The sequence below is a fragment of the Enterococcus sp. MSG3290 genome (genome assembly GCF_050555565.1).
Taxonomy (GTDB): Bacteria; Bacillota; Bacilli; order Lactobacillales; family Enterococcaceae; genus Enterococcus_B; species Enterococcus_B faecium.
In genome coordinates this window covers 2,281,167-2,293,273 of record NZ_CP187862.1, presented here as the reverse complement: position 1 = coordinate 2,293,273, position 12,107 = coordinate 2,281,167, and the positions used below count along the sequence as shown (strand labels likewise).

Below are 12,107 nucleotides of genomic sequence, written 5' to 3'. Positions count from 1 at the left end.
ATTTGTAGCTATATTAATTAATACGATAAAAAGCGGTTTTTTAACACCGATCGGCACAATTTTAACATTAGCTTCATTTGTTACAAGTTGTATTATCCAACTTAAATATATAAAGGAGAATGAATAATGGACGAACTAATCACAAAAGTAGAGCAGTGGGCAAAAGATAAGGGATTAAACCAGGCAGATCCAAAAGCACAATTTTTGAAAGTAGCTGAGGAATTCGGAGAAATCGCTTCAGCAATGGCAAGAAGTAATGATGAGCTATTTAAAGATAGCGTAGGAGACGTTATCGTCACGCTGATTATCCTTTCTATGCAAAAAGGGACAAACGTACAAGAGTGTTTAGAAATGGCATACAACGAAATCAAAGGACGCACAGGGAAAATGGTAGATGGTGTATTCGTGAAGTCGAGTGATTTGGAGGACAGCGATGAATAAACAGGAATTGATTGAGACATTAGCTAAGCGTATAAGTACGCTTGAAGATTTTAGAGGTATAAGTGGTTTTCATGATGGTAACTATGCAGGTTTAGAATACGCATTAAATTTAATTCAACAACTAGACGAACAACAGAAGCTAATTCTGCCGAAATGTGCAGAGCAATGGATAGAAGGGCACTGTGCGCCATCTGATGTAGTCAATTTATTTATAGAAGTCACTTGCGCAACAGATTCCGATGGTTTCATTGACAGTAAGTGGAGGTGGTCTACCGATTTTTACGAATGGTTAGCTAACGATGCTGACACGCTTTATATACTGTGTGATGCGTTGCGATACGGCTACGAGGTTGAGAAAGAGCCGTTATGGGCAATAAAGAATGCCGATGGAAACTATCTTACTAAATGTGCTTTATGGGGAAAAGATGGAGTAAATTATAGTTTTGAATGCAATCCATCTCATCGATTGCTTTTCACTGATAAAGCAACAGCGGATGCTGCAGCATTGTTGGTGAATGGAACAGTGGAAGAAGGGGCAGAAGGATGAGCAAATTTAAAGAGAAAGTATTGTCAGAAATATCTTTTGCGATGGTTGACGATGCACCAGACTTACAAAAATTATATGACAAGGTAGCAGCTACTGATGAGCATTCGGAACTCAACGACAATCAGAAAATCGTGTTGGAGTGGTTGAAACTAACTGCGCCAACAGGAAAGCCAATGCAAGTTGTATTTTGGATGATGAATAATTCAGCATGGGGGCATTTAGACGAATTAAGGGATCCTTTGATGGAATTAACAGACAAACAGCAATTCGAAGTCCTAACAGCATTCGCTCAATGGGGATTAGAACAGGAGGAAGCGGAATGAAATACGAAATACCACTAAGTGAAGCGGGCATTCAAGCAATTATCAATGGTCGGGAGGTTAACATAGAACTTCCTGATGGTACTGAATTAGTCATCAGACAAAGTTATTTGAAAGATATGGCAGCTCCAGTATTAATTGATCGTTTTAACGTGACTGATTCTGTGGTAGAGAACCACTTAAAAGAATTTCGATCAAGTATAGACGACACTTTCAGATTAGGGAGTTGATTGACAATGAACAACAGACACCGCAGAGTAGCAAAACTAAGAAAACAGGAACTGAATGTACTAAAGACAAAGTTTGAAAAAAAATACGGAGTTTCTGTAAAAGAAGCATATAAAGTTTTGAGTCAGTGTGTTGCTGATGAGAGTAATGCTATTCGTAAGTTTGGAATTTCTATATTAAATGATGATTATAAATGGGAGGAAATGAGATGAAACTAAAAGACGGATTCTACGCTAGTAGTCATGGTATCGGCGGTTTAATGCTAGATATGCCGACGAAGAACCCTAAAACACGTAAGAAACCAAAATTCAAAGTCGGTGACATGGTTCGCTGCGAAGCAGAGGAGTTCATCTATCCGTTTCGTGGATATGTAGAGCAACTCTATAATCACTCAGCGATCATTCGTATTGAAAACACGATGGAATGTGACAAGTGGTTAGCGAAAAGCAAAGAGAATTTAGCTGTAGCGAGATTGGTGGATATTGAACTAATCAATGACAAATAAAAAAGCCGGATCGCTCCGACTGATGTAATAAATCCGACAAGTTTATTATATCACATAAAAGGAGCGGTTTGACTTGATGCAATTGTTACGAGAGGTAGATTTCAAACAGACAAGATGTAATGCGAGAGATGTGCTGAAGAACTTTCGGCGTTTGGAGCGGATGGCAGGTCGCTCTTTGATAGATATTAAGTCGCCGATTATTACGGATATGCCGAAGGCACCGAAGCACGGCAATAAGGCAGAGGACGCGATTATCCAGATGATGGATATAGAAGCAGAGAGAGACGCGATTTTAGCGGCTTTGATGGCTCTTAGTCTAATTAGCCGTCAGATACTCTACTACAGCTTTTGTGACGTAAATAAGCACTCTAATTATGAAATAGGTCAATTGATAAGAGGATACGGAGAGAAGAATGTAGAGAAGCTGAAATCTATCGCGCTGATCGAATTTGCAGAAGCATACAAAAAAGGCGTGTTAGTTCAGTATCGTTAATTTTGTAGGGTTTTTGTAGGGATAGTGTAGGGTTTTTGAGCAGTTTAACGTGATATTATGATAGTGTCGAAAGATTAGTGATAGGTCTGAGACAAAATAATAATAAAAGGAACATCGTTTTATTATTGTTTCACAATTAAGCTTCGATAGACAGCAACGGAAATATTAAGAATAAGGATGTGAATTTCAACTCCTTCTAAATTATTCTTATTATCTATCATCCGTTGCTGTCTATTAATTTATGTATTGGAGGGAAAAGAAATGGCTATTTTAATCATAGACGAAGGAATTCAAGGAGAAAAATATGTTGATTTAACAACAGATGAAATGCGAAATGAAGTATTGAAAGTGTTGGATGATCGAATAATTCAGGTTGAAATATCAAAAACCCCGTTGCAGAAAAGCAACGAGGAGTGAATTTTACAGATGTTCTTGTAAATGTTGGCTACTACAAATCGTATTATGCCATGCGGCAGCACCGGTAAGTTTTGCTACAAAAAGGCTGTCATCTTTATCCATTACGGATTTTAGATCGTCTCTAATTTCGGGGCATTTTTTATTACTTTTAAAAAACCAAACAGATTCATTAATCTTAGCCCATTTCGAGTAAGTTTTGATTTTTTTGATTAAATCATCGTAATTCTTGCCTGAATTATTTAAATCATAACTTATGATAAAGCTGTCCATTAGGATTACCTCCATGTCATTATTTCAGCGGACCACTCGCTGATAACTAAAATTATACGCTTAGTATTTATTGTCACAATATTAATTTGTCACTATGGCGGAAAGGGTAGACGCTTAAAAATAAGGTCAATACGTCGAGGGATAGCCTTAACGTTTTATGATTTGACCATGCAAGGTTCGATTCCTTGCCAGTGACATTAAATGCCTATGACGGTTACGACTACCGAAAAAAGATCGTTAAGAAGCTATACGGTGCTACGTACGGCAATGTAGTAAGTGTGCTATCTGTACACCACCAAGCTTCGGTCACTGTGGCGGAAGTAGAGAGACGCAACGGTAAATGGCGAGTAGCCTCGTGAGAGCCTAGTAAGTTCTCGTGTGTGGTGCGATTCCACTCCAGTGACTTTAGCAACTGAGGGTTGGAAATGGGCGCTCAAAGTACACGAGCAAGGCGAGGTCGATAGTAATCGATGGAATCGGTGTAGGTTGCTTGATAGAGCTATAACTGCATCTCATTGTTGAGATGTAGTTTTTACATATTAGATCACTCATCGAGTGGTCTTTTTATTTTGGAAGGGGAGTAAACAAATGAACGAAAACCAATTAAGAGAGTTGTTTAAAACGAATGAAGCAAACAAAACAATGGAGGCGACATTCTACGAAACTCAAAAAAGCTTAGCGTTAATCGCAAAACAAGCTAAGTATTTCTACGATCAGCTTATTCTGCAAGGATTTAATGAAGGACAGGCTATGGAATTTATGATGCGAACCTTTTCTGCCAGTAACCAACAGAAAGAGTGATACATAATGAGAAACTACTGGTATATATCGCTAACTAATGAATATCCTCGAACCATTGATGATTGTTCAGTGCGTGTTGTGCGTTCTGTACAAATCAAAGGGAAGTACTCCATTGTTGAAATGACCAGAGAAGCTACGCCAAATGAAATTGATAAATGCAAACTTATTTATTGCGGTCATGGATATTGGAAAGACGAATATATTCAGAAAAATATTAGGAGGTACTTATCATAAAAAATTTTTATGAAGCTGTTCTAAAAACAACAGTAAGCAAAGAGTTATCAAAAGTGTATAAGAAAGCATTGGAAATTGAAAACGATCGTAAATGGGTAGAAAACTCTATTACTGCTAATGGAGAAACCACCATTGAAATTAAACCGGTTTGGGGCGGTTGTTATGCGAACGTAGATATCACAGAAATCGGAGAAGGTAAAGCTGTGTTGATTCTAACTCTAGTATCAAGAACTTTACCTAATTTGAAAGAAACAGTTAGAAGTTATGAACTAGACGGAATGGAAACTATCCATACCAGTTATTAATTACACATATTGAAAGGTGGTGATGGAAAATGAGTAAGTTGAATCCTAAGCAACAAGCCTTTGCTGATGAGTACATCATCACAGGCAATGCTTATCAGTCAGCGCTGAAAGCTGGCTATAAAGAAAACTACGCTAAGAACGCACAAGAAAAATTGGTGGAAAAAGGTGGAAAAGTATCCGACTACATTCAAGAGAAGCTAAAAGAAGTTCAAACTAAGAGGCATTTAACAATGGAAGAAGCTTTGGCTATTACTGCTTCTATTGCAAAAGGAGAACCACAACGCTTTGAAGTTGTTAAGAGAGATCCTTATACAAACGAAATCATAGAACGTGAAGTGAGTGAATATTCAGCAGGTTTCAAAGAACGTAACCAAGCACTTGAGCATTATTATAAAATAAACGCAGCATTTGTAGATAAGCAGAAAGTTGAAATTTCTGAAATACCTACTTTCATTGATGATATAAGTAGTGATGATGATGGCTAAAAAACTATCTGAATTTCTTCCGCCGAAGTTTCATTCAGTATGGAGAGCGACTTTAAATCAAGACATTCTTAATATAGTTTGTAAAGGTGGCCGGGGGTCAGGAAAATCATCGGATATAGCGCATATCGTTACTCAGTTGCTTATGAGATATGCAGTGAATGCTGTAGGTATACGTTATGTTGATAATACACTTGAGCAATCTATTTACGAGCAAATGAAATGGGCAATTGAGAAGCAGGGAGTATCGCGCCTATTTAAGTTTAATAAGTCACCACTTAAAATTACCTATCTTCCAAGAGGGAATTATATGATATTTCGTGGTGCTCAAAACCCAGAACGAATCAAGTCTTTAAAAGATAGCAAGTTTCCATTTGCTATAGGTTGGATTGAAGAATTAGCAGAATTTAAAACAGAAGATGAAGTCACGACTATCACGAACTCCCTTTTACGTGGAGAATTAGATGATGATCTTTTTTATAAGTTTTTTTACAGCTACAATCCACCTAAGAGAAAACAATCTTGGGTAAATAAAAAATATGAGACTTCTTTTCAACCAGACAACACTTTTATTCATCACTCGACCTATCGGGATAATCCATTCATCTCTAAGGAATTTCTGAAAGAAGTTGAGGCAACTAGAGCAAGGAATCCAAGAAGGGCTGAGTGGGAATATGATGGTAAAGCTGTGGGGTCAGGAGTTGTACCTTTTGATAATCTACAAGTTAAGAAAGGTTCTATTACAGATGAAATGGTCTCTAACTTTGATAACATCCGCAACGGTTTGGACTATGGATATGCAACGGATCCTTTAGCGTTCGTCAGATGGCATTATGACAAAAAGAAAAACGGTATTTATGCAATCGATGAAATTTACGGCGTGAAGATCAGCAATAGAGAATTTGCAAACAAAGCTAAATCTAAAGGTTACCAAAATGAGGAGATATTTTCAGATAGCGCAGAGCCAAAGAGTAATGCTGAATTAGTTAATGAACATGGCATGAAAGGAATAAAAGGCGTGAAAAAAGGACCTGATTCTGTTGAGTACGGTGAACAGTGGCTAGATGATTTGGCTTTTATTTGTATTGATCCACTACGCACTCCGAATATTGCTAAGGAATTCGAGAACATCGACTATCAAACAGATCGTGATGGAAATCCTAAGCCAAGGTTAGAGGATAAAGACAACCATACGATTGATGCGACAAGATACGCCTTCAACGAAGACATGTGGGCCAAAAAGAAATCAACCGTTACTAAAGAGCAGCGGAACAAAATCAAGAGGATGTTTTAAGGAGAGTGAACAATGGATAAGGTAAATGAGTTTGAACATGGATCTGATATACATTATTCTAACGACGTGAACACAAATTATGTAAAGTTTAGCGTAGACTCAAATCTTCACTATAGATTTAGCTCAGCAGAAGATTTACTAAACGATTCAGATACTTTAGCAGCAATGATAAAACATCATCATGAATATCAGGTAAAGCGGCTTAGTGTATTAGATGATTATTACAAAGCTAGAAATACAAATATCATGGATAACCGTAGACGTAGAGAAAAGGAAAAAGCGGATCATCGATCAGCACATAACTTTGGAAAAGTTCTTTGTACGTTTGATGTTGGGTACAACACAGGCAATCCTATAAAAGTGCAAATCGAGGACACAAATCAACAAAAAGAAATCGAAGAGTTTAATACTAATAATGACATAGATGGGTTAAATGCTGAACTCTGGCTTGATATGGATAAGTATGGGAGAGCCTATGAGATTATCTATCGAGATTCAGATGATACAGATTATGTTGATTTGGCTAATGTATTTGAAACGTTTGTTGTATATGATACTACAGTAAAACGAGAGCCTATTTTGGCTGTACGGTATCCTAAGACAAGATTCAACAAGGATGCTGATAAACAGTACATTCAACCAATCGTATACACAAAAGAAAAAAGTATCACTTATGATGAGACGACACTAACAGCAATTGAGTTAAAAAATCCCCAGGATGAACCGCATGAATATAAAGAGGTACCTATTACAGAGTATTCTCCTAATCGTTTTCGGATGGGCTTGTATGAAGATGTACTATCTTTGATTGATCTATACGATGCAGGGCAGTCTGATACCGCCAACTATATGACTGATCTAAACGATGCTCTTCTAGTTATTAGTGGTGATATTGAAGCAGCAGGACTATCCACAGAGGACGCCATCAAGCAGAAAGAAGCGAATATGCTTTTGCTTGAATCTGGAACTGATGTGAACGGTAATAAAACAAGTGTGACTGCAGGATATATTTACAAACAATATGATGTGAGTGGTGTAGAAGCATACAAAGACAGAGTGCGCAAGGATATTCACGAAATCTCAATGGTTCCTGATCTTACAGATGACAATTTTTCCGGAGTGCAATCAGGAGAAGCAATGAAATATAAATTGTTTGGATTTGAACAAATGACGGCAACAAAGCAAAGGCTATTCAAAAAAGGCCTTATGCGGCGTTATCGTCTTTTATTTAGCCTAAAATCAAGTATTTCTGAAATGGATAACTCCGATTTGAAAGGCTTACGTGTAATATTTACGCCTAATCTACCTAAAGCCATTCTGGAAGAGTTGAAATCTTTGGTTGATGCTGGAGCTGAACTCAGTCAAGAGACGATCTTAGGACTCGCTTCTTTTGTTCCAGATGTACAGGCAGAGTTGAAACGAGTAAATAAAGAAACGCAAAAGCAGATTGGCATTTTTGATTCGGATGGTGAAGAAGTAATTAACAACAAAAAAGATGAAACAGGGGAGTGATTAAATGAACTCCCAAGAATACTGGATCAAACGGGAAAAGGAATGGCAAAAGCAACAAATTAAAGATGATAAAAAGCGCATGGCAGAAATTAAAAGTCGCATGCAATACGCACAAGATGCGATACAAAAAGAAATAGACGCGCAGTGGGACAGTTTCTCCAATGGTCAGAAAATCACTCGTAGCGAAGCGATGAAGCGTGCTAGTGAAATGGATGTCAAAGCATTCGCTCGCAAAGCAAAGAAGTATGTCAAAGAGAAAGATTTTTCTCCTACAGCAAACCAAGAATTAAAGCTATACAATCTTACGATGCGTGTAAATAGATTAGAGCTCTTAAAAGCTAATATCGGGCTTGAATTGATTTCACTGTTTAATGAATTGGATAAGTACTTTTCGAATGAATTAACAAAAGCTGGTTTAGCTGAATTGAAGAGACAAGCCGGTATTTTAGAAATGACTATTGCTTCAAGTGGATATGCAAAGCTGATAGAACTAGTAATAAACAGCTCCTTTTTGAGTGATGACGTGTCTTTTAGTGATCGCTTATGGATGTATCAATCTGAATTGAAATCAGAATTAGATAGGTTGTTAGTCAGAAGTATAACGATGGGGAAAAATCCCAAGCAACTTGCATCTAAATTGGCAGAATATTTAACAGCTGAAGGACGAGAAAACACTAAGTTCAACACTCAACGTTTGATGGTGACTGAAACGACTAGAGTTCAGGTAGGGATCCAAGAACGAAGTTACAGAGATGCAGGCATTACCCAGTACATCTATATAGCAGAACCAACAGCGTGCAAACTATGTATACCGTTAAATAATCAAGTTTTTGATGTTACCGATATGCAGCCGGGAAGTAACGCTCCTAATATGCATCCATTTTGTCGATGCAGTACAGCACCTTATATAGAACGAATATCAAGTCGTTAATACAAATTAACGGCTTTTTATTGTGCCTTCTTACAGCTTACAGGCGTTAAAGAGGAAGCTATTTTCGGCTGACCGGCGTAACTGGTCAAATTTATCGGGTAGCGGCGTAACCGTGGAGGATTAATCATGAAAAAACGTTTATTTATGCCAATGGACTTACAATTTTTTTCTGAACCAGGAGATGGTGGATCTGGTGATGAGGGACAACAAGGAAACCTACCAGCTGGCTCACAAGAGACACCGACCGAAGCAAAAGAAGAAAACAATACTGGCAAAACATTTTCTCGTGATGAAGTAGCGAAAATGATCGCTGCTGAGACGAATAAAGCAAAAGCAGCGTGGGAAAAAGAACTAGAAGCAAAAAAAGAAGAAGCTAAAAAGCTGGCAAAAATGAATGCGGAAGAAAAACTACAGCATGAGTTGGAACAAAAAGAAGCTGAAATCGCTGAATTAAAGCGTGGACAGGCACTATCTGAAATGACGAAAGAAGCTTCTAAAATGCTGACAGATGCAAATTTACCACACGATGATGATTTACTTGGTCTGATTGTTTCTGATGATGCAGATGCCACAAAACAAGCTGTAGCAGTCATCACTAACTTTGCTTCTTTGATTAAGAGAGAAAACGCAAGACAAACACCACCAAATGAAGGTGGACAATTTACAGCATCGAAAAATACTAAAGAAACAGTGGCTAAACTAGCTGCTAAAAATCGAATTATCAAATAGGAGGAAAACTTAATGAAAAAGAAACAACTTTTACCAATGAACTTGCAAATGTTTGCTCAAACATGGGATCCAGATAATGTCTTGGTATATGAAACGAAAGAGGGAAAAATTCCTGATAAATATAATACGCTCATTTTGAGTGAAGTTATGGAAAATTCTAAGATCATGCAGTTAGCAAAATACGAAGAAATGACTGACAAAGAAAAGAAATTTGAATACTTTGCAGAAGGACCAGGCGCATACTGGGTGGGTGAAGGTGAAAAAATTAAAACGTCTAAACCTAAATGGATGCAAGCTACGATGACTGCAAAAAAACTCGGTGTCATTCTTCCGGTTTCTCGTGAATATTTAAATTATAAATTATCAGATTTCTTTGAGGAGATGCAGCCAAAAATTGCTGAAGCATTCTATAAAAAATTTGATGCAGCTGCCTTATTAAATAAAGAAAACCCATTTCCTCAGTCACTAGACGGATCAGTTATTAGTGCGGGGAATGTGGTTGAAGGCGGATTGACTTATGATAATATCCTAGCCTTAGAAGACAAGTTAGCAGAAAATGAATTTGAACCTAATGCGTTTATTTCAAACCGAAAAAATCGTACAGAATTACGTTCTGCAGCTCAAACAGTCGGGTCAAATGTTGAGTTTATTTATGATCGCTCTGCTAATACAATTGACGGATTACCAGTAGTAGACCTTAAGTCTTTAGATAAAGGAACTCTTTACGCTGGAGACTTTAATTACATGTTTTATGGAATCCCATATAATATTTCATTTAAGATTTCTGAAGAAGCCCAATTGTCTACTTTAACTAATGAAGATGGAACCCCAGTTAATTTGTTTGAGCAAGAACTGATTGCTTTGCGTGCAACAATGGATGTTGGATTTATGATTGTAAAAGATGAAGCATTTGGGAAGATTTCCCCAAAAGCGTAACGCCTGCTACCGGTATTGTGCCAAATCAAAAGACATGGACCGGTAAAGTAGGCGATACTAAAACATTTACTATTTCAGCTGTGCCTGCAGATGCTAGCGATGCAGCTGCTGTTGTTGCAGCTACTACAGCAACTTCCAGTGATGGAGCTATCGCAACAGTGACCAAAAATGAAAATGGTGGTTTTGATGGAACGATTGCAGCAGAAGGGTCAGCAACATTCACATTTACTTCTGGAGAATTCACTACTTCAATCAATGTGACAGGTCAACCTGCTAGTTAGGAAGTAAAAATATGACGATTGCAGAGGATATTAAAAAACTTCTTAAAGGAACACTAGATGAAAAGCTTGAAGTTATTGAGCGAAGAACGAGTGAGCGTATGAAAACCTTGTTAAATACGCAAGAAGTTCCTAAAGAATTTGAAACAGTTGTATATGAAGTATCGTTGAAAAGATTCAATAGAATTGGTCAAGAAGGTATGCAGTCATATTCTCAAGAAGGTTTATCTATGGCTTTTCCTGATTCGGATTTTTCAGAGTATCAAAATGAGATTGACGAATTTAAGCGTAAAGATCAGGAAGAGTTGTACAAGCCAAAGCGAGGGAGGTTTAAATTTATATGAGATTTACAGATGAAATTATATTTGTTAAACGTTCATCTGACTCTAAATATGATCCAGATCTCGGTGAGTGGGTTGAAGGAAAACCAGAAAGAACAAGAACAGAGGCAAACGTGACAGATATTGGCACTGATAGAAGTGTGACTATTTTTGGTAGTGTGGAAGAAGGGGCGAAGGTCATTAGGACGCAGCCTCTTTTTTCTATCCCTACATTTGACTATATCGAGATTGAAGGAAAGACTTGGCAACAAAAAACAGCTAGAAATCCAGCATATAGAAATAGTTTAATTGTGCAAGAGGTGGTTCTTGATGAAGGCACAACTTGAATATAAAGGAATCGATCAGCTGATGCGACATCTGAAAAAAGCAGCAACGCTTAATGACGTTCAAAAAGTCGTGAAAAGTAATACTGCTGAAATGACTGAACGAATGCAAAAAGGTGCGCCAGTGGATACAGGTTACTTACGAAGATCAATAAACATGAATCTTTTAGAAGCTGGTTTAACTGGTATTGTAGGACCGACAGCAGACTATGCTCCTTATGTAGAATATGGAACTCGCTTTATGTCGGCCCAGCCTTATGTTAGACCAGCTTTTAATTATCAAAAAGTCAAATTTATGGCTGAAATGAAAGCCTTGGTGAAATGATGATTAAGACAAGAGATCAGTCGATTTTTGATGAACTTTTTAAAATATCCCAAAACAAACTTGGATATAAAACATACGATTACAAAACTTTAGAGGATGTTGGTTATCCCTTTGTGGAATTTGAGAACACTCAGACCATCCATGAAGTAAATAAAACTGACATTAAAGGGTCTGTGATTGTGGTTTTATCCGTTTGGGGATTACAGAAGAAACGAAAGCAGGTGTCAGATATGGCATCTGCTCTTTTTAATGAAGCTAGATTGATAGAAGCCACAGAAGGCTATTATTGGGCTTTAAATTATCAAGCAAGTGGAATTCAAGTGATGGACGACACAACAACCAATACGCCCCTAAAACGAGCGGTTGTCACACTTGAATTTAGAATTAGATAGGAG

Annotated in this window: 24 protein-coding genes; 23 read left to right on the top strand and 1 reads right to left on the bottom strand. The window is 37.5% G+C overall.

All coding sequences use genetic code 11. The features are described 5' to 3' along the window. Positions 1–126: 126 nt before the first annotated feature. From IGL31_RS11085 to IGL31_RS11050, 8 genes are all read left to right on the top strand, one after another. A complete protein-coding gene (locus IGL31_RS11085) occupies positions 127–441 on the top strand; it encodes a MazG-like family protein (protein ID WP_010723671.1) in 315 nt (104 codons plus the stop codon). Beyond that, on the top strand, positions 434–988 hold the full coding sequence (locus tag IGL31_RS11080; protein WP_010723672.1) for a DUF1642 domain-containing protein: 555 nt from the start codon (positions 434–436) through the stop codon (positions 986–988). Before IGL31_RS11085 ends, IGL31_RS11080 begins: the two co-directional genes overlap by 8 nt. After that, positions 985–1,311 (top strand): hypothetical protein, encoded by a 327-nt coding sequence (locus tag IGL31_RS11075; protein WP_010723673.1) that lies wholly within the window; start codon positions 985–987, stop codon positions 1,309–1,311. Before IGL31_RS11080 ends, IGL31_RS11075 begins: the two co-directional genes overlap by 4 nt. Continuing rightward, positions 1,308–1,538 carry a hypothetical protein gene (locus IGL31_RS11070; RefSeq protein WP_002335857.1) on the top strand — a complete coding sequence of 77 codons (231 nt, stop codon included), beginning with the start codon at positions 1,308–1,310 and terminating at the stop codon, positions 1,536–1,538. Before IGL31_RS11075 ends, IGL31_RS11070 begins: the two co-directional genes overlap by 4 nt. Positions 1,539–1,544: 6 nt before the next feature. Beyond that, a complete protein-coding gene (locus IGL31_RS11065; RefSeq protein WP_010723674.1) occupies positions 1,545–1,748 on the top strand; it encodes a hypothetical protein in 204 nt (67 codons plus the stop codon). Next, a complete protein-coding gene (locus IGL31_RS11060) occupies positions 1,745–2,041 on the top strand; it encodes a hypothetical protein (RefSeq protein ID WP_008274596.1) in 297 nt (98 codons plus the stop codon). Before IGL31_RS11065 ends, IGL31_RS11060 begins: the two co-directional genes overlap by 4 nt. Positions 2,042–2,117: 76 nt before the next feature. Further along, complete coding sequence (locus IGL31_RS11055; RefSeq protein WP_002318885.1) at positions 2,118–2,534, top strand: ArpU family phage packaging/lysis transcriptional regulator; 417 nt, start codon at positions 2,118–2,120, stop codon at positions 2,532–2,534. A gap of 261 nt (positions 2,535–2,795) precedes the next feature. Continuing rightward, positions 2,796–2,951, top strand: a complete 156-nt coding sequence (locus IGL31_RS11050) for a hypothetical protein (RefSeq protein WP_002339938.1) — start codon at positions 2,796–2,798, stop codon at positions 2,949–2,951. A 3-nt stretch (positions 2,952–2,954) separates the two neighbouring features. Here IGL31_RS11050 and IGL31_RS11045 read toward each other — a convergent pair whose 3' ends face one another. Continuing rightward, entirely contained in the window at positions 2,955–3,221 is a 267-nt protein-coding gene (locus IGL31_RS11045; protein WP_002339939.1) for a hypothetical protein, read from the bottom strand. Between the two features lie 185 nt (positions 3,222–3,406). Here IGL31_RS11045 and IGL31_RS11040 point away from each other — a divergent pair, with 185 nt between their 5' ends. From IGL31_RS11040 to IGL31_RS10970, 15 genes are all read left to right on the top strand, one after another. Next, complete coding sequence (locus tag IGL31_RS11040) at positions 3,407–3,580, top strand: hypothetical protein (RefSeq protein ID WP_165481382.1); 174 nt, start codon at positions 3,407–3,409, stop codon at positions 3,578–3,580. A 229-nt stretch (positions 3,581–3,809) separates the two neighbouring features. After that, positions 3,810–4,022, top strand: a complete 213-nt coding sequence (locus tag IGL31_RS11035) for a hypothetical protein (RefSeq protein WP_002293005.1) — start codon at positions 3,810–3,812, stop codon at positions 4,020–4,022. Between the two features lie 6 nt (positions 4,023–4,028). Continuing rightward, positions 4,029–4,256 (top strand): hypothetical protein, encoded by a 228-nt coding sequence (locus IGL31_RS11030; RefSeq protein ID WP_008274584.1) that lies wholly within the window; start codon positions 4,029–4,031, stop codon positions 4,254–4,256. 53 nt (positions 4,257–4,309) lie between these two features. After that, positions 4,310–4,561 carry a hypothetical protein gene (locus IGL31_RS11025; protein WP_002322716.1) on the top strand — a complete coding sequence of 84 codons (252 nt, stop codon included), beginning with the start codon at positions 4,310–4,312 and terminating at the stop codon, positions 4,559–4,561. A 29-nt stretch (positions 4,562–4,590) separates the two neighbouring features. Further along, positions 4,591–5,046, top strand: coding sequence for a terminase small subunit (locus IGL31_RS11020; RefSeq protein WP_002311445.1), 456 nt, complete (start codon positions 4,591–4,593; stop codon positions 5,044–5,046). Continuing rightward, positions 5,039–6,337 (top strand): PBSX family phage terminase large subunit, encoded by a 1,299-nt coding sequence (locus IGL31_RS11015; RefSeq protein WP_002322715.1) that lies wholly within the window; start codon positions 5,039–5,041, stop codon positions 6,335–6,337. Before IGL31_RS11020 ends, IGL31_RS11015 begins: the two co-directional genes overlap by 8 nt. A gap of 12 nt (positions 6,338–6,349) precedes the next feature. Then, positions 6,350–7,849 (top strand): phage portal protein, encoded by a 1,500-nt coding sequence (locus tag IGL31_RS11010; RefSeq protein ID WP_010723676.1) that lies wholly within the window; start codon positions 6,350–6,352, stop codon positions 7,847–7,849. A 4-nt stretch (positions 7,850–7,853) separates the two neighbouring features. Continuing rightward, the gene (locus IGL31_RS11005) at positions 7,854–8,780 is read left to right on the top strand and encodes a minor capsid protein (RefSeq protein ID WP_010723677.1); all 927 of its coding nucleotides are present in this window, start codon (positions 7,854–7,856) and stop codon (positions 8,778–8,780) included. A gap of 126 nt (positions 8,781–8,906) precedes the next feature. Next, a complete protein-coding gene (locus tag IGL31_RS11000; protein ID WP_010723678.1) occupies positions 8,907–9,509 on the top strand; it encodes a DUF4355 domain-containing protein in 603 nt (200 codons plus the stop codon). A gap of 12 nt (positions 9,510–9,521) precedes the next feature. After that, on the top strand, positions 9,522–10,445 hold the full coding sequence (locus IGL31_RS10995) for a phage major capsid protein (protein ID WP_002322711.1): 924 nt from the start codon (positions 9,522–9,524) through the stop codon (positions 10,443–10,445). Positions 10,446–10,462: 17 nt separating this feature from the next. After that, positions 10,463–10,726 (top strand): hypothetical protein, encoded by a 264-nt coding sequence (locus IGL31_RS10990; protein WP_002323699.1) that lies wholly within the window; start codon positions 10,463–10,465, stop codon positions 10,724–10,726. Between the two features lie 11 nt (positions 10,727–10,737). Then, on the top strand, positions 10,738–11,067 hold the full coding sequence (locus IGL31_RS10985) for a phage head-tail connector protein (protein ID WP_010723680.1): 330 nt from the start codon (positions 10,738–10,740) through the stop codon (positions 11,065–11,067). Beyond that, on the top strand, positions 11,064–11,390 hold the full coding sequence (locus IGL31_RS10980) for a hypothetical protein (protein ID WP_002293014.1): 327 nt from the start codon (positions 11,064–11,066) through the stop codon (positions 11,388–11,390). The genes IGL31_RS10985 and IGL31_RS10980 overlap by 4 nt, the downstream gene beginning before the upstream one ends. Continuing rightward, positions 11,374–11,712, top strand: coding sequence for an HK97-gp10 family putative phage morphogenesis protein (locus IGL31_RS10975; protein WP_002318275.1), 339 nt, complete (start codon positions 11,374–11,376; stop codon positions 11,710–11,712). The genes IGL31_RS10980 and IGL31_RS10975 overlap by 17 nt, the downstream gene beginning before the upstream one ends. Next, positions 11,712–12,104: a hypothetical protein gene (locus IGL31_RS10970; protein ID WP_016631462.1), complete on the top strand. Its 393-nt coding sequence runs from the start codon at positions 11,712–11,714 to the stop codon at positions 12,102–12,104. The genes IGL31_RS10975 and IGL31_RS10970 overlap by 1 nt, the downstream gene beginning before the upstream one ends. Positions 12,105–12,107: the final 3 nt, after the last annotated feature.

Excerpts from the sequence above, each read along its gene's own strand:
- IGL31_RS11055 (WP_002318885.1), top strand. The coding sequence starts at position 2,118 with ATGCAATTGTTACGAGAGGTAGATTTCAAACAGACAAGATGTAATGCG.
- IGL31_RS11075 (WP_010723673.1), top strand. The coding sequence starts at position 985 with ATGAGCAAATTTAAAGAGAAAGTATTGTCAGAAATATCTTTTGCGATG.
- IGL31_RS10980 (WP_002293014.1), top strand. The coding sequence starts at position 11,064 with ATGAGATTTACAGATGAAATTATATTTGTTAAACGTTCATCTGACTCT.
- IGL31_RS11030 (WP_008274584.1), top strand. The coding sequence starts at position 4,029 with ATGAGAAACTACTGGTATATATCGCTAACTAATGAATATCCTCGAACC.
- IGL31_RS11035 (WP_002293005.1), top strand. The coding sequence starts at position 3,810 with ATGAACGAAAACCAATTAAGAGAGTTGTTTAAAACGAATGAAGCAAAC.
- IGL31_RS11005 (WP_010723677.1), top strand. The coding sequence starts at position 7,854 with ATGAACTCCCAAGAATACTGGATCAAACGGGAAAAGGAATGGCAAAAG.
- IGL31_RS10985 (WP_010723680.1), top strand. The coding sequence starts at position 10,738 with ATGACGATTGCAGAGGATATTAAAAAACTTCTTAAAGGAACACTAGAT.
- IGL31_RS11060 (WP_008274596.1), top strand. The coding sequence starts at position 1,745 with ATGAAACTAAAAGACGGATTCTACGCTAGTAGTCATGGTATCGGCGGT.
- IGL31_RS11020 (WP_002311445.1), top strand. The coding sequence starts at position 4,591 with ATGAGTAAGTTGAATCCTAAGCAACAAGCCTTTGCTGATGAGTACATC.
- IGL31_RS10995 (WP_002322711.1), top strand. The coding sequence starts at position 9,522 with ATGAAAAAGAAACAACTTTTACCAATGAACTTGCAAATGTTTGCTCAA.
- IGL31_RS11010 (WP_010723676.1), top strand. The coding sequence starts at position 6,350 with ATGGATAAGGTAAATGAGTTTGAACATGGATCTGATATACATTATTCT.
- IGL31_RS11000 (WP_010723678.1), top strand. The coding sequence starts at position 8,907 with ATGAAAAAACGTTTATTTATGCCAATGGACTTACAATTTTTTTCTGAA.
- IGL31_RS10975 (WP_002318275.1), top strand. The coding sequence starts at position 11,374 with ATGAAGGCACAACTTGAATATAAAGGAATCGATCAGCTGATGCGACAT.
- IGL31_RS11070 (WP_002335857.1), top strand. The coding sequence starts at position 1,308 with ATGAAATACGAAATACCACTAAGTGAAGCGGGCATTCAAGCAATTATC.
- IGL31_RS11050 (WP_002339938.1), top strand. The coding sequence starts at position 2,796 with ATGGCTATTTTAATCATAGACGAAGGAATTCAAGGAGAAAAATATGTT.
- IGL31_RS11045 (WP_002339939.1), bottom strand. The coding sequence starts at position 3,221 with ATGGACAGCTTTATCATAAGTTATGATTTAAATAATTCAGGCAAGAAT.
- IGL31_RS11015 (WP_002322715.1), top strand. The coding sequence starts at position 5,039 with ATGGCTAAAAAACTATCTGAATTTCTTCCGCCGAAGTTTCATTCAGTA.
- IGL31_RS11080 (WP_010723672.1), top strand. The coding sequence starts at position 434 with ATGAATAAACAGGAATTGATTGAGACATTAGCTAAGCGTATAAGTACG.
- IGL31_RS11085 (WP_010723671.1), top strand. The coding sequence starts at position 127 with ATGGACGAACTAATCACAAAAGTAGAGCAGTGGGCAAAAGATAAGGGA.
- IGL31_RS10970 (WP_016631462.1), top strand. The coding sequence starts at position 11,712 with ATGATTAAGACAAGAGATCAGTCGATTTTTGATGAACTTTTTAAAATA.
- IGL31_RS11065 (WP_010723674.1), top strand. The coding sequence starts at position 1,545 with ATGAACAACAGACACCGCAGAGTAGCAAAACTAAGAAAACAGGAACTG.